The sequence below is a fragment of the Kitasatospora sp. NPDC023176 genome (assembly GCF_055560495.1).
The window spans coordinates 1-18,361 of sequence record NZ_JBVHIP010000062.1; the positions used below are offsets into that span (position 1 = coordinate 1).

Sequence of the window (18,361 nt, forward strand, 5' to 3'; positions counted from 1 at the left end):
CCGGCTCGCTGGAGACCGGCAAGCTCGCCGACCTGGTCGTGGTCGACTCCACCACCTACGACCTGGTCGCCGTGATGCGCCAGGGCCGCTGGGTCCTCGGCGGCGACAGGTTCCCCACCGTCAAGTCCGCCTGACCGGACACCCCAGCAGGTCGTGGGCGAGCAGCGCCGCACCCTGGCAGCCGGCCCGGTGGCCGAGTTCGGCCGGGACGATCTCCGGCAGTGTCTGGAAGCCGAGCCGTTCGGCGACCGCCGCACGCAGCGGCGCCACATAGGCCTCGCCGGCCCGGGCGAGGCCGCCGCCGATCACGATCCGCTCGGGGTCGAGCAGGGTGATCGTGGCGGCCAGCCCGTCCGCCAGCGCCGCGACGGCCTCGTCCCAGACCGCCCCGGCGGCCCGCTCCCCGGCGGCGGCGCGCCGGCCGACGTCCTCGGCGGTGGCGCCGCGCTCCCCGGTGGCGGCGGCGTAGCGGCGGGCGACGGCGGCCGCGGAGGCGACGGTCTCCAGGCAGCCCAGGCCGCCGCAGGGGCAGGGCTCCCCGCCGGGCCGGACCACCAGGTGGCCGAGCTCCCCGGCCCGGGCGTGGCTGCCGGTCACCGCGCGCCCGTCGGACATCAGCGCCGCGGCGACACCGGTGCCGACCGGGACGAACAGGAAGTCCCGGCTGCCGCGGCCGGCGCCGAGCCGGGCCTCGGCGAGACCGCCGGCCCGCACGTCGTGGCCGAGCGCCACCGGGAGGCCCAGCTCCTCGGTGAGCCGCTCGCGCAGGGGCAGCCCGCGCCAGCCGAGGTTGGCCGCGAGGAGCACGGTGCCCGAGGAGTCGTCGACGATGCCCGGCACCGCGATCCCGGCCGCGGCCGGACGGTGCCGGTGCACCAGTTCCCGGGCCGCCGTCAGCACCGCCGCCAGCACGGCGGCCGGGCCGCGCTCGGCGCCGGTGGGCCAGTGGGTGCTCTCCCGCAGGACGCCGTCCTCGCCCGTGGCGCCGCCCTTGATGAAGGTGCCGCCGACGTCGAGGGCGATGGCGGTCATCGTCCCGGTCACCGCGCGCCCCTCCGTGGGCAACTCGACGTCCTGGCGGGGCACATGGACACTCCTGGATTTGACCGGTCAATCAGAACGGGTCGAACGTAGGGCCGCCCCCTGCCCGAGTCAAGCCATCCTGCCACTGTTCGACCGGTCAAGAGCGGCCCGCGGTTCCCCCTCCGTGGCGGGCGCCCGGCCGGCCACCGTAAAACGGCTGGCCCGGCCCGTACCCCCGGCGTTACCCTCGGGGGCATGGACGTCATGGACCGAAGCACCACCGCAGCCGCGCGAGCGACCAGCTCGCCGGTTGCCGCCGCCTGACGTACCCCCTCCCCCCGGCGACCGGAAACGGTCCGCCGGTGGTGGCTCCGAGGTGTTCCCTCCTCGGCCCGACGATCGCGCGGTCCCGTTCTCCGGCGCCTCCCTCCGGCCCCCGAGGAGCCACCGCCATGGACACCGACCAGCTCGTCCGCGTCTTCACCGAGTACTTCGAGGAGCGCGGCCACCGCCGGATCACCGGCTCCACCCTGCTGCCCCCGCCCGGGGACCAGGTGCTGTTCACCACCTCCGGCATGCACCCCCTCACCCCCTACCTGGAGGGGCGCCCGCACCCGCTCGGCCGGCGGCTGGTCAACCTCCAGCGCTGCCTGCGCACCACCGACCTGGACGAGGTCGGCGACCGCACCCACCTCACCGTCTTCGAGATGCTCGGCAGCTGGTCCCTCGGCGACTACGAGGGCCCGCAGAGCCTCGACTGGGGCTACGGGCTGCTCACCGACGGCTTCGGCGTCGATCCGGGCCGGCTGCACGTCACCGTGTTCGGCGGCGACGACCGGGTCGGCCCGGACACCGGCTCGCTGGAGCTGTGGCAGGACCGCGGGGTCCCGGTCGAGCTCACCGTCGAGGACAACTGGTGGTCCAACGGGCCGACCGGCCCGTGCGGCCCCGACTCGGAGATCTTCCTGTGGACCGGCGACACCCCGCCGGAGTCGACCCCCACCCGGGACGACCGCTGGGTCGAGGTGTGGAACCACGTGATGATGCGTCACCGGCGGCTCGACGACGGCTCGCTCGTCCCGCTCCCCCAGCGCAACGTCGACACCGGGCTCGGCCTGGAACGGCTCTCCTCACTGCTCCAGGGCCGGTCCTCGGTCTTCGAGTGCGACGTCTTCGACCCCTGGCGCCGCCTGCTGCCGCCCCTGTGGCGGCTGGACGAGCCGTCCCTGCGCCTGGTCGGCGACCACCTGCGCTCGTCCGTGGTCGTCATCGGCGACGGCGTCCGCCCGTCCACCACCGGCCGCGGCTACGTGCTCCGCCGCCTGGTGCGCCGGGTGCTCACCGTGCTGCGCCGCGACGACCCCCGGCGCGGCCTCGGCGACCTGCCGGACGAACTGGTCCGGCACACCCTGGACCGCTTCCGCCAGGACGTGCCCACGGAGACGGTCCGTCAGGTCCTGCTGGACGAGGAGCGCCGCTTCGACCGCCTCCTGGACCGCGGCCGGCGGCTCCTCTCCCGCCCCCGCTTCCGCGGCCCGCTCGGCGAGGACGACCTCCACTACCTCCACGACACCCACGGGCTGCCGCGCGACCTCGTCCTCGACCTGCGCTCCCGGTGACGGCCGCGGCGCCGCCCGCCCCGACTCACCCGTTCGGCTGATCCCGGCCGGAACCGGCACGGCCCGCCCGGGCTTCACGGACACTGCCCTTCGACGCGTCCGTGACGTCCGGCCGGCCCGCGCCGGCGCCGGACACCGCCCCCGACGGCAGGAGCCCCATGACCCCACCCCGCACCAGGACGAGGACGGACGGCCCCCCGGCCCGGGCGGTCTCCGAGAGCGAGCGACTCCTCTTCGGCGGCCCGATGCGCTACGACTTCGGCTGGGCCAGGCACGAGTTCGCCGGCACCAAGGTGACGTTCTGGACGGTCGCCCGCCAGATGCCCCACTTCCTGCGCCTGGCCGGGCGGATGGCCTGGGCCACCGACCGCACCGCGCTGGTGACCCTGGTGACGGCCGAGCTGCTGCGCGGCGTCGCCGCGGCCGTGGCCCTGATCGCCACCAACCAGGCCCTCGGGCGTCTGCTCACCCCGGGCGAGGTGACGACCGTCCTGCACGCGGCCCTCCCGGCGATCGCGACCGTCGGCGCCGTCTACGCACTGTCGGCCGTGCTCGCCGCCGGGTCCGAACGCGCCTCCGGCCGGCTCGAACCGGCCGTGTTCCGCCAGGCCACCGTGGACTTCCTGGAGATCGTCTCGCGCTCCGAGCTGGCCGCGATCGAGGACCCGGAGTTCCTCGCCGAGGTCGACTCCGCCCGCTGGGGCGCCGCCTCGCTCCAGCGCATCATCGGCCAGGCCACCGCCGTCCTCACCGCCGGCTTCGCGCTGGTCTCGGCCGCCGGGGTGCTCTCCGTCCTGCACCCCGCGCTGCTGCCGATGCTGCTGCTCATCACCGCCCCGCGCGGCTGGGGCGCGGTCCGCACCGCCCGCCGCCGTTACCTGTCCACCCAGGCGATGCTCCAGCACAACCGGGCCAGCGGGCTGCTCGCGGACATGCTGATCCGGCCGTGGTCGGCCGCCGAGGTGCGGGTGCACGCCTGCGGGCCGTTCCTGCTGGCGCACTACGAGCAGATGGCCCGCGCCGCCGAACGCGAACAGGTCAGGCTCGCCGGGGCGAAGGCCCGCACCGACCTGTTGGCCTCCGCGCTGGCCGGCCTCGCCACCACCGGGGCGTTCGCCGTCCTGGGCTGGCTGGTCGACTCCGGCTCGATGCCGCTGGCCGTGGCCGGCACCGCCGTGGTCGCCATCCGGACCGGCTCGGCGTCGATCGGCGGCCTGGTCTCACAGGTCAACAGCCTGTACGAGGAGAGCCTGTTCGTCGCCGACCTGGACCGGCTGCGCCGCGACGGGCACCGCCACAGCATCCCGGTCGGCGGCACACCGCTGCCCGAACACCCCGAGGAGATCAGCGTCGAGGACGTCTCCTTCACCTACCCCGGCCGGGACGCGCCCGCGCTCGACAAGGTCAGCCTGACCATCCGCCGCGGCGAGGTCATCGCCCTGGTCGGCGAGAACGGCTCCGGCAAGTCCACCCTCGCCCACCTGCTGTGCGGCGTCTACCGGCCCGACCAGGGCCGCATCCGCTGGGACGGCGTCGACACCGCGGGCGCCGACCGGGTCCAGCTGTTCGCCGGCATCGCCCTGCTGGCCCAGAACTTCCAGCGCTGGGCCTTCACCCTGCGCGCCAACCTGCTCCTCGGCCGCCCCGAAGTTCCGGCCGGGCAGGCCACGTTGGAGGCCGCCGCCGACTACGCCGAACTGGACCCGGTGCTCGCCGAACTCCACCGCGGCTGGGACACCCTGCTCGCCAAGGGCTTCGAGGGCGGCGTCGGCATCTCCGGCGGCCAGTGGCAGCGGGTCGCCCTCGCCCGGCTCCGCCACCGCGTCACCACCCCCGGGCCGGACGGCCGGCTGCCGCACCTGGTCGTGGTCGACGAGCCGACCAGCGCGATGGACGCCAAGGCCGAGATCCAGGCCTTCGAGAAGATCCGCGGCCTCACCGAACTCGGCGTCAGCATCGTCCTGATCACCCACCGCCTCGCGGCCACCGCCCGGGCCGACCGGATCTACGTCCTGCACCACGGCCGCCTCACCGAACAGGGCACCCACTCCGAACTGATGGCCCGGCCCACCGACTACCGCGAGGCCTACCGGCTGCAGGCCGCCCAGTACGGCATCGGCCCCCACCTCCCCCACCAGGCCACCGCCACCCCCGACGACGAGGAGACGAGATGAAGGCCTTCCACCCCACCTTCGGCCGCACCCCCTGGCCCGACGGCCTGCGCGTCCTCCAGGTCTACGCCCTGCCCGACCTGCCGGCCGGCTCGGCCCTGCACACCCTGCTCACCGACCTCCGCAAGGCCCTGACCGGCTACCCCGTGCTGCCCGTGCCCGACGACCGCACCCACATCACCCTCGACATGATCACCTCCACCCCGGCGGACACCATCGGCCCGGCCGAGCACCGCCGCCTCGCCGACCGGCTGCGCACCGCCGTCGCCGGCACCGGACCGATCCGGCTCCAGGCCGGCTCACCGATCGCCTACCGCACCGGCGTCCGGCTCGACCTCCACCCCGACCACGCCCTCGCCGCCCTCCAACGGCGCGTCCGCACCGCCGTCCACCACGTCTTCGGCCCCGACTCCACCGACTACCCGCTCGGCGTCCTCCACACCACCGCCGGCTACGCGACCGCCGACGCCGACACCGACGAACTCGCCCAGACCATCCACCGCGTCCGCCCCGGCCACGCCCCGTTCACCGTGCGCCGCATCATCCTCAACGAGGTCCACTGGCGGCGCGCTCCCGCCCCCGGCACCGAGCTCCCCGTCTGGCAGCTCGACTGGGACACCCTCGCCACCATTCGCCTCGACGCGTGAGCGCCCCGGACCGTCGGGGACGCGTCGCCGGCCCGTGCCGCCGAGGGGTGGGCGCGGGGCCGGCTCGCGGGCCTGCACCTGGGACAACCAGCTGCCACATAGAGAAGTTGACGACACGTCAGACCGATGGATCCGTTCGACCGCCCCCGCCCGGTCGAGCTTCCGCAGGGGGCCGGCGCGCTTCCATGCGTCGGAAGACGTTGACATGTCGGAAGTCTCCGACGCATGGTGGGGGCATGGCGGATGTCGATGTGTTCAGCGCGCTGGCCAACCCCGTACGGCGGAGGCTGCTGGAGAGCCTGCGGGCGGGGCCGCGGGCGGCCGGGGAGCTGGCCGGGGAGTTCGAGCTCAGCCGGCCGGCCGTGTCCGAGCACCTGGCGGTGCTGCGGAACGCCCGGCTGGTGCGCGAGGAGCCGAGGGGGCGGCACCGCTACTACCACCTGGAAGCCGCGCCGCTGGCCGAGGTCGGGCAGTGGCTGCACCCCTTCGAGCACTACTGGCGGGCGCGGATGCGTTCGTTGCGCGAGCTCCTGGACGAGGAGAGTTCATGACCGAGAAGGCCGCGATCCACTGCGACGAGTTCCTGCCGCACCCGCCCGCGCGGGTGTGGGCGGCGCTGACCGATCCGGAGCTGCACGCCCGGTGGTGGGCCGCCGGGGACGTGAGGGCGGTGGTGGGGCACCGGTTCACCCTGGACATGGGGCCGTGGGGGCAGCAGCCCTGCGAGGTGGTCGAGGTGGAGGTCGAACGGCTGCTGCGGTACGCCTTCGGCGCGGGCTCGCTGGACACCACCGTCACCTGGCGGCTGGTGCCCGAGGGGCACGGCACACGGCTGCTGCTGGAGCACGCGGGGTTCGACCTGGACACCCCGATGGGCCGGCAGGCCCACCAGGGCATGGGGCGCGGATGGCCGTCGGTGCTGCGCCGGATCGCCCCCGCGCTGGCGGAGTGACTGACGACGAGAGCGGCCCGACGGCGCTCAGGCCCGGCCGAGGACCTGCTCGACGGTGATCTCGATGACCACCCGGTCCGGGTTCTCCCGGGGCGGGCGGTAGCGCTCGGCGTAGCGCCGCTCGGCGTCGGCGACCTGCTCGGGCGCGTCCCGCAGCACCGCGACGCCCTCCAGGGTGGACCAGCGGGCCCGGTCGACCTGGCAGACCGCGACCCGCAGTCCCTGCGGTCCGGCCGCCGCCACGTTGCGGGCCTTGCGGCTGGTGCGGCTGGTGATCACCCGGGCGAGGCCCGTCACCGGATCGAAGGTCACACCGACCGGCACCACGTGCGGCGTGCCGTCGGGGCGGGTGGTGGTCAGGGTGGAGATGTGCCGCTCGCGCCAGAAGGCGAGGAAGGCGTCGTCGAGATCGCGCGGGTCATGGGCCATGATCGCGATCGTACGGCCCCCGGAGACCGTTCGACTCCCGGGGGCCGTACTGCCACCGCCTCAGCAGACGTCACGGCCTCAGTGGCCGCGGGCGATCCACTCCGGCAGGGCCGGGGCCTCGGCGCCGATGGTGGTCGGGTCGCCGTGACCGGTGCGCACCACGGTGTCGGCCGGGAGGGAGAGCAGCCGCTCGCGGATCGACTCGATGATGGTCGGGAAGTGCGAGAAGGAGCGTCCGGTCGCGCCCGGGCCGCCGTGGAACAGGGTGTCGCCGGTGAAGACGGTGCCGAGTCCGGGCGCGTACAGGCAGACCGCGCCGGGCGCGTGGCCCGGGGTGTGCAGCACCGTCAGTTCGGTGCCGGCCACCACGATCCGCTGCCCGTCGGCGAGTTCGCCGTCCGGAAGCCGCTCGGGGTGGGTGAGCTTCCACAATGGGAGGTCGTCCGGGTGCAGCAGGATCGGCGCGCCGGTGCGCTCGGCCAGGGCCGGGGCGGCGTCGATGTGGTCGTTGTGCGCGTGGGTGGAGACGATCGCCAGCAGCCGGCGCCCGCCGAGCGCGGCCTCGATGGCCTCGGCGTCGTGGGCGGCGTCGATCACCACCGCCTCCTCGTCGTCGCCGACGATCCAGACGTTGTTCTCCACCTCCCAGCTGCCGCCGTCGAGTTCGAACGTCCCGGCGGTGACCAGCCGGTCGATGCGCGCGGTCACAGGATCACCACCGAGCGGAGGACGTCGCCGTGGTGCATGCGCTCGAAGGCCTGCTCGACGGCGTCGAGCTCGATCGTCTCGGTGACGAAGGCCCGCAGGTCCAGGCGGTTCTGGAGGTAGAGGTCGATCAGCATCGGGAAGTCCCGGGAGGGCAGGCAGTCGCCGTACCAGGAGGACTTCAGGGCGCCGCCGCGGCCGAAGACGTCCAGCAGCGGCAGTTCCAGGGTCATCTCCGGGGTCGGCACGCCGACCAGGACGACGGTGCCCGCGAGGTCCCGGGCGTAGAAGGCCTGCTTGTACGTCTCGGGGCGGCCGACGGCCTCCACCACGACGTCCGCGCCGTTGCCGCCGGTCAGCTCGCGGATCGCCTCGACCGGGTCGGTGGTGCGGGAGTTGACGGTGTGGGTGGCGCCGAGGGTACGGGCCGTCTCCAGCTTGCGGTCGTCGATGTCCACCGCGATGATCTTCGACGCGCCCGCCAGCCGGGAGCCCATCACGGCCGCCCCGCCGACACCGCCGCAGCCGATCACCGCGACGGTGTCACCGCGGCCGACGTTGCCGGTGTTGATCGCCGCACCGAGGCCCGCCATCACCCCGCAGCCCAGCAGGCCGGCGACGGCCGGCTCGGCCGCCGGGTCGACCTTGGTGCACTGGCCGGCCGCGACCAGGGTCTTCTCGGCGAAGGCGCCGATGCCCAGGGCCGGGGACAGCTCGGTGCCGTCCAGCAGCGTCATCTTCTGCTCGGCGTTGTGGGTGTTGAAGCAGTACTGCGCGCGGCCGCGCTTGCAGGCGCGGCACTGACCGCACACCGCGCGCCAGTTGAGGACGACGAAGTCGCCCGGCTCGACCTCGGTGACACCCTCGCCGACCGACTCCACGATGCCCGCGGCCTCGTGGCCGAGCAGGAACGGGAACTCGTCGTTGATACCGCCCTCGCGGTAGTGGAGGTCGGTGTGGCAGACGCCGCACGCCTGGATCCGGACCACCGCCTCGCCCGGCCCCGGGTCCGGCACCACGATCGTGGTCACCTCCACGGGCGCGCCCTTGGCACGCGCGATGACTGCCTTGACCTGCTGGGCCATCCGATCCACCTCCGTCGGCCGGTGCGCCTTCGCACCGGCGTGACCTGCGACAAACGACTGCGGGAGAACTCTAGGGCCTGTCTCGTGGATCCTTGCCGGGGCCGCGGCGCCAGGGCACGGGAGGCACGACCGAAGGAGTGCCTACGAAGGGTAACGCCCGCCCGGTCGAGCGGCGGCGCGGGCCGGGTGGGGCGGGGCGGCCCCGGACAGGATCGGGTCTGGCCCGGCGCGGTCCCGTACGGGGGGCGCTCGGGTGGTGTTGAGCGCCCGTCAGCGTGCAACGAACTGCCCGGAAAGCGCCACCGTTGGCTGGAAGTGCCGCAGACGGGCACCCCGCCGTCCACGTACGGTCGTAGCAGAGACGGTCCACGCGACCACGCTCAGCACACCCGCCCCACCTGACGGCAAGCCACCGCGCGCCGCCCGTGCCGGGCGCGTACCGACCGTGCGCTCCCGCACGTTTCGCGCCGTCCCGCGCACGGGCCCGCGCCCCGCACGGGCGGCGTCCCCGGTCCCACCCGCACCCCCGGCCCACCCACGCACCCGGAACCACCGCACCGCCGGCCCCGAGTCGAGCCGCCCCGGCCGAACCGCCCGTCCCCGCACCAACCCCGGATCCACCCCCCGTCGGGCCGCACCACGCGGTCCCCGCCCTGGAGTCTGGAGTACGGATGTCCACCGAGAACAGTGCGACCGGTGCCGGCACCGGCACCGCCCCGCTCCCCCCGATGCACTGCCTGCGCCACCTCGAACCCGGCCCGCCCCGGCTCGCCGCGCTGCCCACCGGCACCCCCGTCTGGCTGGTCAGCCGGCACGCCGACGTCCGGCAGGTGCTGACCGACCCGCGCCTGGGCCGTGCCCCGCTCTACGCGCCGGACGCGCCGCCGCTGATGGTCACGCCGAACATCCTGGACGACCCGCAGAGCATGCTGAACATCGACGGCACCGAACACCAGCGGCTGCGCCGCACGGTGCAGCGGGCGTTCACCCCGCGCGCGATCGCCCGCTGGAAGCCCTGGGTGGCCTCGGTGATCGAGTCGCTGATCGACGAGCTGATCGACCGGGGCTCCCCCGTCGACATCGTCGCCGGCTACACCCGGCCGCTGCCGGTCGCGGTGATCAGCCGTCTGATGGGCCTGGACAACCTGGACGGCAAGCGGCTCGCGCACTGGAGCGACCACGCGCTCTCCACCACCGCCTACAGCGCCGAGGCGATCGTCACCGCGATGACCGAGTTCGCCGCCTTCGGCGCCGAGGTGATCGCCGAGCGCCGCGCCGAACCGGGCGAGGACCTGGTCAGCAGCCTGCTCGCGGCCGCCGACGAGGACGGCTCGATCACCGAGGGGCAGCTGATCGCCCTGGTCATCGGCCTGGTGGTGGCCGGCCACGAGACCACCATGACCAGCCTCGGCAACGCCCTGGTCTACCTGCTCCAGGACGGCCAGGACGCCTGGCAGCGGCTCGCCTCCGACGAGGCCAGCGCCGCCGCCGCGACCGAGCAGATCCTGCGCGCGGTACCGCTCGGCGACGCCGCCGACCACATGCCCGGACTGCTGCGCCGCACGGTGGAGGACGTGGAGATCGGCGGGGTGGTCATCCCGGCCGGCAGCGTCGTCGCCGCCGACACCGGCTCCGCCAACCATGACCCGGAGGTCTTCACCGGGGACCTGCGCACTGAGCTGTTCTCCCCGCTGGCCGCGCCGATGCTCACCTTCGGCGCCGGACCGCACCACTGCCTGGGCGCCTGGCTGGCCCGGATGGAGCTGGAGCTCGCCCTGCACCGGCTGGCCCGGCGGCTGCCCTCGCTGCGGATGGCCGAACCGGTCGCGGACATCGACTGGCGGCGCGGGCTGCTGACCCGCAGCCCCGACACGCTGCGGGTCAGCTGGTGACGGGCTCCTCGGAGGCCACCGGCTCGCCCGGCCCCGCCGGTCTCACGGGCTCCGCCGAGGCGGGGACCGACACCGCCGGGGCGGGCGCCGACACCGCCGATGCGGTGGTGGTCCGGGTCGACCGGGACCGCTGCATCGGCTCCGGGATGTGCGCCCTCAGCGCCCCCGAATCGCTGACCCTCGGCGCCGACGGGCTGGCCCAGCCGGTGGCCGAATACGTAGACGGCGGTGCGGAGTTGACGGACGGACTGGCCGAGGCCGTGGAGTTCTGCCCGGTCGAGGCGCTGGTCCTCCACTCGGCGCGCGGCGGGTACCGGATCGCTCCGGCGGAGTGACGGTCCGCCCCGGTGCCGTCCACCCCCGCAGTCGCGGGGGGGACGACACCGGGGCGGTCTCGACGAACCACACCGATCAATGAGCCGGGCTAATCGGTCGATGAGCTATTCGATCTTGTCGGGCCCTTCCGCCGGCTGGTGAGCTGGCCGTATGACGAACGCGGAAGCCCTCGCACCCCCGACGCCCGCCCCACCCACCGCCCACCGCTGGACACCGGTCCTCGCCGTCGCCCTGGCCACCTTCACCCTGGTGTCCTCGGAGATGATGCCGGTCGGCCTGCTCACCCCGATGTCCCGCAGCCTCGGCGTCTCCGACGGCACCACCGGCCTCTCCCTCACCGTCACCGGCCTGATCGCCGCCGCCCTCTCCCCCTTCACCCCGGTACTCGTCGGGCGCCGCGACCGCAGGAGCGTCCTGATCGCCTTCATGCTGCTGCTCGGCCTGGCCAACGCGATCAGCGCCCTCGCACCGGACTTCCTCGTCCTGGCCCTCGGCCGGGTCCTGCTCGGCGCCGCCATGGGCATCGTCTGGGGCCTCGCCGCGAGCCTCGGACCGCGCCTCGCCGACGGGCCACGCCTTGCGCTCGCCATGACGCTGATCTTCTCCGGCGTCTCGATCGCCTCGGTGCTCGGCGTCCCGCTCGGCACCTACCTCGCCGCGCTGCTCGACTGGCGCGCCGCGTTCTGGGCGCTCGCCCTGCTCGGAGCCCTCTCCGCCGCCGTGCTCGCCGCCGCCCTCCCCGCTCTGCCGGTCGCCGAACGCGGCCGGCTGGGCGGCCTCACCGACGCCCTGCGCAACCGGGGCGTCGCCGCCGGCACCGCCATCACCGCGTTCGTCGTCCTCGGCCACTTCGCCGGCTACACCTACGTCCGCCCGGTCCTCGAAACCGACGCCGGCCTCAGCAGCGGCGTCCTCGCGAGCTGCCTGCTGGTGTACGGACTGGCGGGCGTCGCCGGGAACTTCACCCTCGGCCCGCTGGCCGGCCGCCGCCCCAGGGCCGCCGTCACCCTCGCCCTCTCCGGCGTCTCCCTGGCCGCCGCCCTGCTGCCGTCCGCCACCGGCCGCGTCACCACCGTGCTGCTCGCCCTGGTCGTCTGGGGCGCCTCGTACGGCGGGGTGTCGGTCTCCACCCAGACCTGGTTCCGCACCGCCGACCCGGACCGGATCGAGGCCTCGGCGGCCGTCTGGGCGGGCGTGTTCAACGCGAGCATCGCGCTCGGGTCGCTGGCCGGCGGGGTGGTGGTCGACCGGGCCGGGAACCACGCCGTGCTGTACACCGCGGCCGCACTGACCGCCGCCGGACTGCTGACCGCTGTCCTCACCCGCCCGCGCGGCGACGCCGTCAGCTGACCTTCGCCCGCAGCAGCTCCACCAGCCGGCCGGCCAGCCGGTGCGGCCGCCGCCCGTGCTGCACCACCTGCAGCGTGCTCGGTGCCAGCTCCGGCACCGGCAGGTAGCGGATTTCCGGCCGGGGGACGTAGCGGGTGCTGGCCTCGCACAACAGCATCCCCCGGCGGGTGCTGGCCACCATCGAGAGCCCCTCCTGCATGGTGGCGGCGCCCGCCGGGTAGGCCAGCTCCCGGCCGCTCGGCGTCCGGCGCGGAGCATTGGCCGACCGCCAGTACTCGGGTGCCGGGCCGCGCGGCTCGATCAGCGGCAGCGCGGCCAGCTCCTCCGCCGAGACGGCGTCCGCCCCGGCCGGCCGCGCCGCGGCGGCCACCGCCACGAACACCGGCTGCCGGGAGAACTCCAGCAGCACCTCCAACTCCGGCTCCCGGCACGGCCCCAGCACGATCGCCAGGTCGACCCCGCCCCCGGTGAGCTGCGAGAACGGATCCCCCCAGGGCAGTTCCACCAACTGCGTCGCGCCCTCCGGCAGCCCCCCGACGGCCCGCGCCACCGGCTCGTACACCGCGCACTGGAACCCGAGCCGCAGCGACCGGCCGGCGGCCGCTGCCCGCGCCCGGGCGTCCTCGTACCCCTCCCGCAGCCGGGCGAAGGCGGGCACAACCCGCTCGGCCAGCGTGCGGCCCAGGTCGGTCAACTCCACCCGTCGGCTGGTCCGTTCGAACACCGGCGCACCGACCCGGCCCTCCAGCCGCTTGATCAGCTGCGACACCCGCCCCTGCGAGACACCGAGCAGCTCCGCCGTCCGCCCGAAGTGCAACTGGTGCACCAGCACGGCGAAGCACTCCAGCTCCTGCAACGGCAACTCCGGCAGCACCGAGGGCGCCGGGTTCGGGGGCGTACGTTCCACCAGGGCAGTCTAGGGCCCGACGGGGGCGGCGGCCGGTACGCCTCCGGGCCCTTCGGCCGGACGGCCGCAGCCGAGGGCGGCGCGCAGTTCGGCGGCCGGATCGCCCTCGTGGTAGGGACGTTCGCTGGGTTCGATGTGGTCCAGGAACTCCTGGTAGCGCAGCGCGTAGAACAGGTGGTGGAGCGGTTCGGCGAGTTCGAGGGCGCGCTGCGGGTCCGAGCCGGGGGCGTGCCGGCGCCAGGCGGCCGTCCAGACCTCGGTGTAGTGCTGCCAGGCCGCCGGGGTGAGGTAGGCGCGAGGGCGCAGGCCGTCCTGGGCGGGGTGGCCGAGGCAGGCGTCGGCGTAGTCGACGACGACCGGGCTGCCGTCACCGGTGCGCCAGTTGCCGGGGTGGAAGTCGCCGTGCAGCAGTGTCGTGGGGAGTCCGCAGGCGGCCAGTTCGTGCAGCAGCGTGGGCAGGCCGGCGGCGAACTCCCGTAGCCGGTCGCGTTCCTCCACCGTCAGGTCGGTCTCGGCGGGGAGCCGGTCCAGCAGGGCCGACAGCCGGCTGCGCAGGGCGGCGGGTGTGCGGTCGCGCAAGCCGGCGAGGGCGCCGGGGTGCTGGGCGAGGGCGGCCTGGGCGGCGACGAAGCGCGGGACGACGTCGGCGACGGTCTCCTCGCTCGGGCTCCAGCAGTCCTCGCCGGGGATGTGGTCGAGCAGCAGCCGCCCGGCGGCCGGGTCGGCGGCGAGGACGGTCGGTACGAGCGAGGGGTCGACGCCGCCGAGCAGCGCGATGACCTCCCCCTCGGGGGCGTTGAAGCGCGGGCTGGTGGTCTTCAGCCAGGCGTCGGGGCCGGTGGCGGTGGGGAGGCGGAATAGACCCGAGAGGTTCCAGGTCCGGATCTGCCGCGCGGCGGCGCCGACGGGACGGCCGAGAGCGGTGAGCTCTTCCTCGGCCCAGGTCAGCGCCGCGCGCAGGCCCTCGGGGGTGGCCCAGGCGGCGCGCCGGGCGTCGTCGGTACCCAGCTCGCCCTCCAGCGGGCGGGATGGGAGGGCGGTCGGCCGGCGGAGCGCCTCGGCGTGGTAGCGGACCCGGCCGCCGTGGCCGGGGTCGTCGCTGTGGCCGTCCATCAGCCGGACCACCAGCACCGGCACGCCGGCCAGTTCGGTCGCCCGGGCGACGACCCCGTCCACCGAGGACCACCACCCGACGGCGGCCTCGAACGGGCCCAACTGCCCGAAGTACTCGTCCCCGTGGGTGAGGTCGACGGTCACGGTCCGGCTGTTCGCTCGCTGCATCCGGGCAGCTTCGCCGACCAACCCCCGGTCACGCGAACGGATTTCCGCGCGGGACCGGCCATGTGCCGGGGCCCGGGCGGACCGGCCCCGGCGCCTGCTGCCCACCCGCTTCCGGCCCACCCGCTTCCGGCCCGGCGGTGACCGCGGCGGGCCGACCGCCGAGGCCGGGAGCGGGTTCGCGGGCGGTGCGGTGATCCGCGGCGCAGGAGGGCATGGCGCTCCCCCGCTGACGGGTCCTCTCCGGTGCCCGCACGGCGGGGCTGCGCGCTGCCCGAAGCCTTCGACCGGGAGCACCTGTTGAGCCCAGCGGCCGTCAGAGGTCGTCGAGCGGCTCGTCCAGCACGCCCTCGCGCGCGATGATGTAGCCGAGGTGGCCGCGGCTGCGGCTGCCGAGGAGTTCGCTGGCCTTCTGGATGTGGCTGGAGACGGTACGGGTGCTCATGCCGAGGCGGGAGGCGATGGCCTCGTCGGTGAAGCCGTTGACCATCAGCCGCAGGACGTTCTGCCGGGTGCGGTCGGTGAGCAGCTGGGGCCGGTGGTGGCCCTCCAGGTAGGTGACGGGCTCGGCGCGTTCCCACATCAGTTGGTAGATCTTGAGCAGGTACTCGACCAGCGGCGGGAACTGGATGAGCATCGCGGCGGCCTCGCGGTCGGCGCCGGCCGGGACGAAGGCGGTGGAGCGGTCGCAGATGATGACCCGGTCGAAGACCTCGTTGAGGGTGCGCACCTGGGCGCCCCGGGCGCTGACCTGTTCGATGTAGGCGAGCGTCGGGCCGTGCGAGCGCACGGTGTGCTGGTAGAGGGTGCGTTGGCGGACGCCGCGTTCGGCGAGGGCGAGGTCGCGCGGGAGGGCGTCGGCGAGCTGGTCGGCGCCGCGGCCGCCGCCGGGCTGGGCGGTGCGCAGTTCCTCGGTGCAGGCGGCGACGGCCTTCTCCAGGGCGGGGTTGATCTCCTCGCCGGCCAGCAGGCGGATCGGGAGCTGGGCCTGTCTCATCACGTCCTGGTAGGCGTGCTCGGCGGCGGTGAAGGCGGTGCGCAGCTCGGCGAGCTGTTCCTGGTGGGCGAGCACGGCGAGTTCGAGCGGCCTGGTCAGGCCGGTGACCGCGAGGTCGGGCGGGACGGGGGCCAGCCGCTGCCCGACGCCGGGCAGGGCGCGCAGCAGACCCATGCTGAGCAGGCATTCGGGGGCCTGTCCGGCGGTGGCGCCGCCCTCGGCGAGGGCGGTGCGGTAGAACTCCACACCGCGGTCGCACAGTTGGGGTGTCCCCTTTTCCGTGCTGGTGTCCTGGGATACGCACATCTGGGCATCCTTCCGGCTTCGGCATTGCGCTTTCACGAATGCCCGCACCGGCAACAGCCAGGCACCCGAAGGGGCAGGATGGTGCTCGCCTGCCGTTCGGACGCATCCCCCCCGGGCCACGACAGCCGCGAGTGTACGCGCTGAAGACGCGGAAATCAGCGGTTCACGGTGAAACCGGGCATGCCCGACAACGGCGTCCGGCGGTGCTGACGGCGAGGACGACCGTACCCGGCGGCGGTAACGGGCGGATGGCCGCCGCATTGCGCGTGTCGCCGCGTCCGGGCGGCCGGAGCGAACGGTCGGCGGAGGGCCGGCCGACGGACGGAGGGCACCCTTGTTGCGAGCTGATCCCGATCCGCCTCCCCCCGTGGACCCGGCCGGGCTGGTGGACCAGCGGCTGGTGCGGCAGCTCGCGGAGGCCGCGGCCGCGCAGGTCGGCTCCGGCGCCGTGCACCTGCTCGGTGACGGCGGGCTGCTGCAGGCACTGGCCAAGCAGTTGATCGAGCGCGCGCTGGAGATCGAGCTGCAGGAGCACCTGCGCGGCGCGGGGCCCGGCGGCACCAACCCGGCCGGCGTCAACGGTCGCGGCGGCCCTGGGAGCCCCGGTGGCCCTGGGAGCCCCGGCAGCCCTGGGAGCCCCGGCAGCCCTGGGAACCCCGGCAGCCCTGGCAGCCCTGGTGGCCCTGGCAGCCCCGGCAGTCCTCACAGTCCCAACGGCCCCAACGGCGCCCGGGCCAGACGGCTCCTCACCGAGATCGGCCCGGTCGAGGTGCGGGTGCCGCGCGACCGGAACGGCAGCTTCGCCCCCCGGACGGTCCGCCCCCGGGCGCGGCGGCTGCCCGGCCTCGACCGGCTGGTGGTCTCGCTGACCGCGCGCGGCCTCAGCTCGGGCGAGTTGGTGGCGCACCTGTCCGAGGTGTACGGGGTGGAACTCAGCCGGGAGACCGTCTCGGTGATCACCGACCAGGTGCTGGACGAACTCGCCGACCGGCGCGGGCGCCCGCTGGACCCGGTCTATCCGGTGGTGTTCCTCGACTCGGTGCGCAGCGGGCGTTCCGGCGGCCCGCTGGTGCACCTGGCGCTGGGGGTGTCCACCGACGGGCTGCGCGAGGTGCTGGGCCTGTGGCCGGCCACGGACGGGGAGCACTGGCCGCAGGTGCTGGCCGGACTCGCCGAGCGCGGGGTGCGCGAGGTCTGGGTGCTGGTCGGTGACGTCGGCGCGGGCCTGGCCGAGGCGGCGGCCGCGCGGTGGCCGCGCACCGTGGTGCACACCTCGGTGGCCCATCTGCTGCCCGCCGCGCTGCGGCACGCGCCGGGCGAGGACTGGGGCGCGCTGGCCCGGGCCCTGCACGAGATCTGTACGGCGCCCACCGAGTCCGCGGCGCTGGAGCGGCTGGGCCGGGCCGAGCGGGAGTGGGGGCCGAGCCACCGGGAGGTGTTCCGGGCGTGGCGGGCGGCCTGGCCGCTGCTGGCGCCCGGCTTCCGGTTCGGTCCGGAGGCGCGGCGGCTGCTCGCGGGCGGGGGCGCGCTGGAGCGGCTGCACGCGCGGCTGCGCCGGATCGAGCAGGCCGCGGGGCGGGTGCGGGACGAGCGGGCCGCGCTCAAACGCGTCTATCTGGCGACCCTGGCCCTGGAGTCACCGGCCGGGGCCCGGCGGCCGTGGGCGGGGGACTGGCCGGCCGTCCGGGAGGAACTGCGCCGGGGCTCCGGGCACTGAGGCCGATGTCGAACGTCAAGTTCCGCTACTGATGCGGGAGTTGTTCCACTGACTCCGGGGGCCGTTCGACCGTCGAGTCGATGGGTTCCGGCCACCGGGACACGGTTTCAGCCAGGGGACGGGGCTTCCGCATGCCCGTCCTCCCACCACTGATCTGACAGAACCAGGTGCTCATTGCATCAGATCTGCCCGTTTTTGACACAGTCTGTTCACGCTTCCGGTTCCCGCATTGCGTGATCCCGATAACGGCCAGAGCTTCCACGCCAGTTTGAGCCTCGGCAGGATTCATTCACAGCGAGGAGCGCACACACCGCCCGCCTCAGGAAGAGGAATTCGCCATGACGAATCTTGCCGCTCGCATTCACAAGATGCTGGGGATTCTCACCGTTCTGCTGGTCGCCGTCATCGGCCTCCAGACCCATGCCGCAGCCTACCCGTCCACGGTCGTCGCCGGGCCCTCCGCGATGCACGGCGACGACTCCGGCTGGGGTCCGTGACCGTACTGCGCCCGAAGTCGCCGAACCGTATGTCGACGTAGTCCGTTCACCGCGCGGCGACGAAATTCCCCCCTCCTCGTAATTCTCCCAACAGAGAGGAAACCGACGATGGCGAACCCGTTCGAGGACCCCGAGGCCGACTACCTCGTCCTGGTCAACGACGAGGGCCAGCACTCGCTGTGGCCGGTCTTCAGCCCGGTGCCCGACGGCTGGCAGCAGGTCTTCGGCGCGGCCGGACGCCAGGACTGCGTCGACTACGTCGAGCAGCACTGGCAGGACCTGCGGCCGAAGAGCCTGATCGCCCACCTGGCCGGCCGCTGACCGCGGCAGCACGCTCCACCGCGCCACACCGCACCACCGCACGCTCCACCGGTCACGCAGCAACGAGGGAGACAGTCACATGTCCGGGGACCAGCAGACGCACAGAACCGACCCACGGCCGGGACCGGC

At 74.5% G+C, this 18,361-nt stretch carries 18 protein-coding genes; 11 read left to right on the forward strand and 7 right to left on the reverse strand.

What is annotated here, in order from left to right; genetic code table 11:
- Positions 1-120: 120 nt before the first annotated feature.
- Positions 121-1,032 (reverse strand): ROK family protein, encoded by a 912-nt coding sequence (locus ACZ3YL_RS40845; RefSeq protein ID WP_465662777.1) that lies wholly within the window; start codon positions 1,030-1,032, stop codon positions 121-123.
- A 443-nt stretch (positions 1,033-1,475) separates the two neighbouring features.
- Here ACZ3YL_RS40845 and ACZ3YL_RS40850 point away from each other — a divergent pair, with 443 nt between their 5' ends.
- The 5 genes from ACZ3YL_RS40850 to ACZ3YL_RS40870 all read left to right on the forward strand — a co-directional run bounded on the left by ACZ3YL_RS40850 (position 1,476) and on the right by ACZ3YL_RS40870 (position 6,412).
- A complete protein-coding gene (locus ACZ3YL_RS40850; RefSeq protein WP_188304775.1) occupies positions 1,476-2,642 on the forward strand; it encodes an alanine--tRNA ligase-related protein in 1,167 nt (388 codons plus the stop codon).
- Between the two features lie 158 nt (positions 2,643-2,800).
- Positions 2,801-4,816 (forward strand): ABC transporter ATP-binding protein, encoded by a 2,016-nt coding sequence (locus ACZ3YL_RS40855; protein ID WP_465662763.1) that lies wholly within the window; start codon positions 2,801-2,803, stop codon positions 4,814-4,816.
- Positions 4,813-5,460, forward strand: a complete 648-nt coding sequence (locus ACZ3YL_RS40860) for a 2'-5' RNA ligase family protein (protein ID WP_188304773.1) — start codon at positions 4,813-4,815, stop codon at positions 5,458-5,460. The genes ACZ3YL_RS40855 and ACZ3YL_RS40860 overlap by 4 nt, the downstream gene beginning before the upstream one ends.
- A 236-nt stretch (positions 5,461-5,696) precedes the next feature.
- On the forward strand, positions 5,697-6,011 hold the full coding sequence (locus tag ACZ3YL_RS40865) for a metalloregulator ArsR/SmtB family transcription factor (RefSeq protein ID WP_188304772.1): 315 nt from the start codon (positions 5,697-5,699) through the stop codon (positions 6,009-6,011).
- Positions 6,008-6,412, forward strand: coding sequence for an SRPBCC family protein (locus tag ACZ3YL_RS40870; protein ID WP_188304771.1), 405 nt, complete (start codon positions 6,008-6,010; stop codon positions 6,410-6,412). Before ACZ3YL_RS40865 ends, ACZ3YL_RS40870 begins: the two co-directional genes overlap by 4 nt.
- A gap of 27 nt (positions 6,413-6,439) precedes the next feature.
- Here the strand turns inward: ACZ3YL_RS40870 and ACZ3YL_RS40875 are convergent, their stop codons facing one another.
- The 3 genes from ACZ3YL_RS40875 to ACZ3YL_RS40885 form a co-directional block, all read right to left on the reverse strand.
- Positions 6,440-6,841, reverse strand: coding sequence for a pyridoxamine 5'-phosphate oxidase family protein (locus tag ACZ3YL_RS40875; RefSeq protein ID WP_188304770.1), 402 nt, complete (start codon positions 6,839-6,841; stop codon positions 6,440-6,442).
- Between the two features lie 78 nt (positions 6,842-6,919).
- Positions 6,920-7,549: an MBL fold metallo-hydrolase gene (locus ACZ3YL_RS40880; protein WP_188304769.1), complete on the reverse strand. Its 630-nt coding sequence runs from the start codon at positions 7,547-7,549 to the stop codon at positions 6,920-6,922.
- A complete protein-coding gene (locus tag ACZ3YL_RS40885) occupies positions 7,546-8,631 on the reverse strand; it encodes an S-(hydroxymethyl)mycothiol dehydrogenase (RefSeq protein WP_188304768.1) in 1,086 nt (361 codons plus the stop codon). Before ACZ3YL_RS40885 ends, ACZ3YL_RS40880 begins: the two co-directional genes overlap by 4 nt.
- A gap of 671 nt (positions 8,632-9,302) precedes the next feature.
- Between ACZ3YL_RS40885 and ACZ3YL_RS40890 the strand changes: the two genes are divergently transcribed.
- From ACZ3YL_RS40890 to ACZ3YL_RS40900, 3 genes are all read left to right on the forward strand, one after another.
- Positions 9,303-10,523, forward strand: a complete 1,221-nt coding sequence (locus tag ACZ3YL_RS40890) for a cytochrome P450 (RefSeq protein ID WP_223242230.1) — start codon at positions 9,303-9,305, stop codon at positions 10,521-10,523.
- Positions 10,520-10,858 carry a ferredoxin gene (locus ACZ3YL_RS40895; RefSeq protein ID WP_465662766.1) on the forward strand — a complete coding sequence of 113 codons (339 nt, stop codon included), beginning with the start codon at positions 10,520-10,522 and terminating at the stop codon, positions 10,856-10,858. Before ACZ3YL_RS40890 ends, ACZ3YL_RS40895 begins: the two co-directional genes overlap by 4 nt.
- Positions 10,859-11,009: 151 nt before the next feature.
- On the forward strand, positions 11,010-12,209 hold the full coding sequence (locus ACZ3YL_RS40900; RefSeq protein ID WP_465662768.1) for an MFS transporter: 1,200 nt from the start codon (positions 11,010-11,012) through the stop codon (positions 12,207-12,209).
- Here ACZ3YL_RS40900 and ACZ3YL_RS40905 read toward each other — a convergent pair.
- The 3 genes from ACZ3YL_RS40905 to ACZ3YL_RS40915 all read right to left on the reverse strand — a co-directional run bounded on the left by ACZ3YL_RS40905 (position 12,202) and on the right by ACZ3YL_RS40915 (position 15,697).
- Positions 12,202-13,116 carry a LysR family transcriptional regulator gene (locus ACZ3YL_RS40905; RefSeq protein WP_465662770.1) on the reverse strand — a complete coding sequence of 305 codons (915 nt, stop codon included), beginning with the start codon at positions 13,114-13,116 and terminating at the stop codon, positions 12,202-12,204. The genes ACZ3YL_RS40900 and ACZ3YL_RS40905 overlap by 8 nt on opposite strands.
- Positions 13,117-13,125: 9 nt before the next feature.
- Complete coding sequence (locus ACZ3YL_RS40910) at positions 13,126-14,397, reverse strand: aminoglycoside phosphotransferase family protein (RefSeq protein ID WP_188304765.1); 1,272 nt, start codon at positions 14,395-14,397, stop codon at positions 13,126-13,128.
- Positions 14,398-14,710: 313 nt separating this feature from the next.
- A complete protein-coding gene (locus ACZ3YL_RS40915) occupies positions 14,711-15,697 on the reverse strand; it encodes a helix-turn-helix transcriptional regulator (RefSeq protein ID WP_188304764.1) in 987 nt (328 codons plus the stop codon).
- Between the two features lie 367 nt (positions 15,698-16,064).
- Between ACZ3YL_RS40915 and ACZ3YL_RS40920 the strand changes: the two genes are divergently transcribed.
- From ACZ3YL_RS40920 to ACZ3YL_RS40930, 3 genes are all read left to right on the forward strand, one after another.
- Positions 16,065-17,414 carry an IS256 family transposase gene (locus tag ACZ3YL_RS40920; protein ID WP_465662773.1) on the forward strand — a complete coding sequence of 450 codons (1,350 nt, stop codon included), beginning with the start codon at positions 16,065-16,067 and terminating at the stop codon, positions 17,412-17,414.
- Between the two features lie 338 nt (positions 17,415-17,752).
- Complete coding sequence (locus ACZ3YL_RS40925; RefSeq protein ID WP_188308505.1) at positions 17,753-17,911, forward strand: hypothetical protein; 159 nt, start codon at positions 17,753-17,755, stop codon at positions 17,909-17,911.
- A 108-nt stretch (positions 17,912-18,019) separates the two neighbouring features.
- On the forward strand, positions 18,020-18,232 hold the full coding sequence (locus ACZ3YL_RS40930) for an MbtH family protein (protein ID WP_188308506.1): 213 nt from the start codon (positions 18,020-18,022) through the stop codon (positions 18,230-18,232).
- Positions 18,233-18,361 lie beyond the last annotated feature (129 nt).

Coding starts and splice junctions, on each gene's coding strand:
- ACZ3YL_RS40870 (WP_188304771.1), top strand. CDS start 6,008: ATGACCGAGAAGGCCGCGATCCACTGCGACGAGTTCCTGCCGCACCCG.
- ACZ3YL_RS40885 (WP_188304768.1), bottom strand. CDS start 8,631: ATGGCCCAGCAGGTCAAGGCAGTCATCGCGCGTGCCAAGGGCGCGCCC.
- ACZ3YL_RS40910 (WP_188304765.1), bottom strand. CDS start 14,397: ATGCAGCGAGCGAACAGCCGGACCGTGACCGTCGACCTCACCCACGGG.
- ACZ3YL_RS40925 (WP_188308505.1), top strand. CDS start 17,753: ATGACGAATCTTGCCGCTCGCATTCACAAGATGCTGGGGATTCTCACC.
- ACZ3YL_RS40915 (WP_188304764.1), bottom strand. CDS start 15,697: ATGTGCGTATCCCAGGACACCAGCACGGAAAAGGGGACACCCCAACTG.
- ACZ3YL_RS40845 (WP_465662777.1), bottom strand. CDS start 1,032: ATGACCGCCATCGCCCTCGACGTCGGCGGCACCTTCATCAAGGGCGGC.
- ACZ3YL_RS40865 (WP_188304772.1), top strand. CDS start 5,697: ATGGCGGATGTCGATGTGTTCAGCGCGCTGGCCAACCCCGTACGGCGG.
- ACZ3YL_RS40930 (WP_188308506.1), top strand. CDS start 18,020: ATGGCGAACCCGTTCGAGGACCCCGAGGCCGACTACCTCGTCCTGGTC.
- ACZ3YL_RS40850 (WP_188304775.1), top strand. CDS start 1,476: ATGGACACCGACCAGCTCGTCCGCGTCTTCACCGAGTACTTCGAGGAG.
- ACZ3YL_RS40860 (WP_188304773.1), top strand. CDS start 4,813: ATGAAGGCCTTCCACCCCACCTTCGGCCGCACCCCCTGGCCCGACGGC.
- ACZ3YL_RS40900 (WP_465662768.1), top strand. CDS start 11,010: ATGACGAACGCGGAAGCCCTCGCACCCCCGACGCCCGCCCCACCCACC.
- ACZ3YL_RS40855 (WP_465662763.1), top strand. CDS start 2,801: ATGACCCCACCCCGCACCAGGACGAGGACGGACGGCCCCCCGGCCCGG.
- ACZ3YL_RS40875 (WP_188304770.1), bottom strand. CDS start 6,841: ATGGCCCATGACCCGCGCGATCTCGACGACGCCTTCCTCGCCTTCTGG.
- ACZ3YL_RS40890 (WP_223242230.1), top strand. CDS start 9,303: ATGTCCACCGAGAACAGTGCGACCGGTGCCGGCACCGGCACCGCCCCG.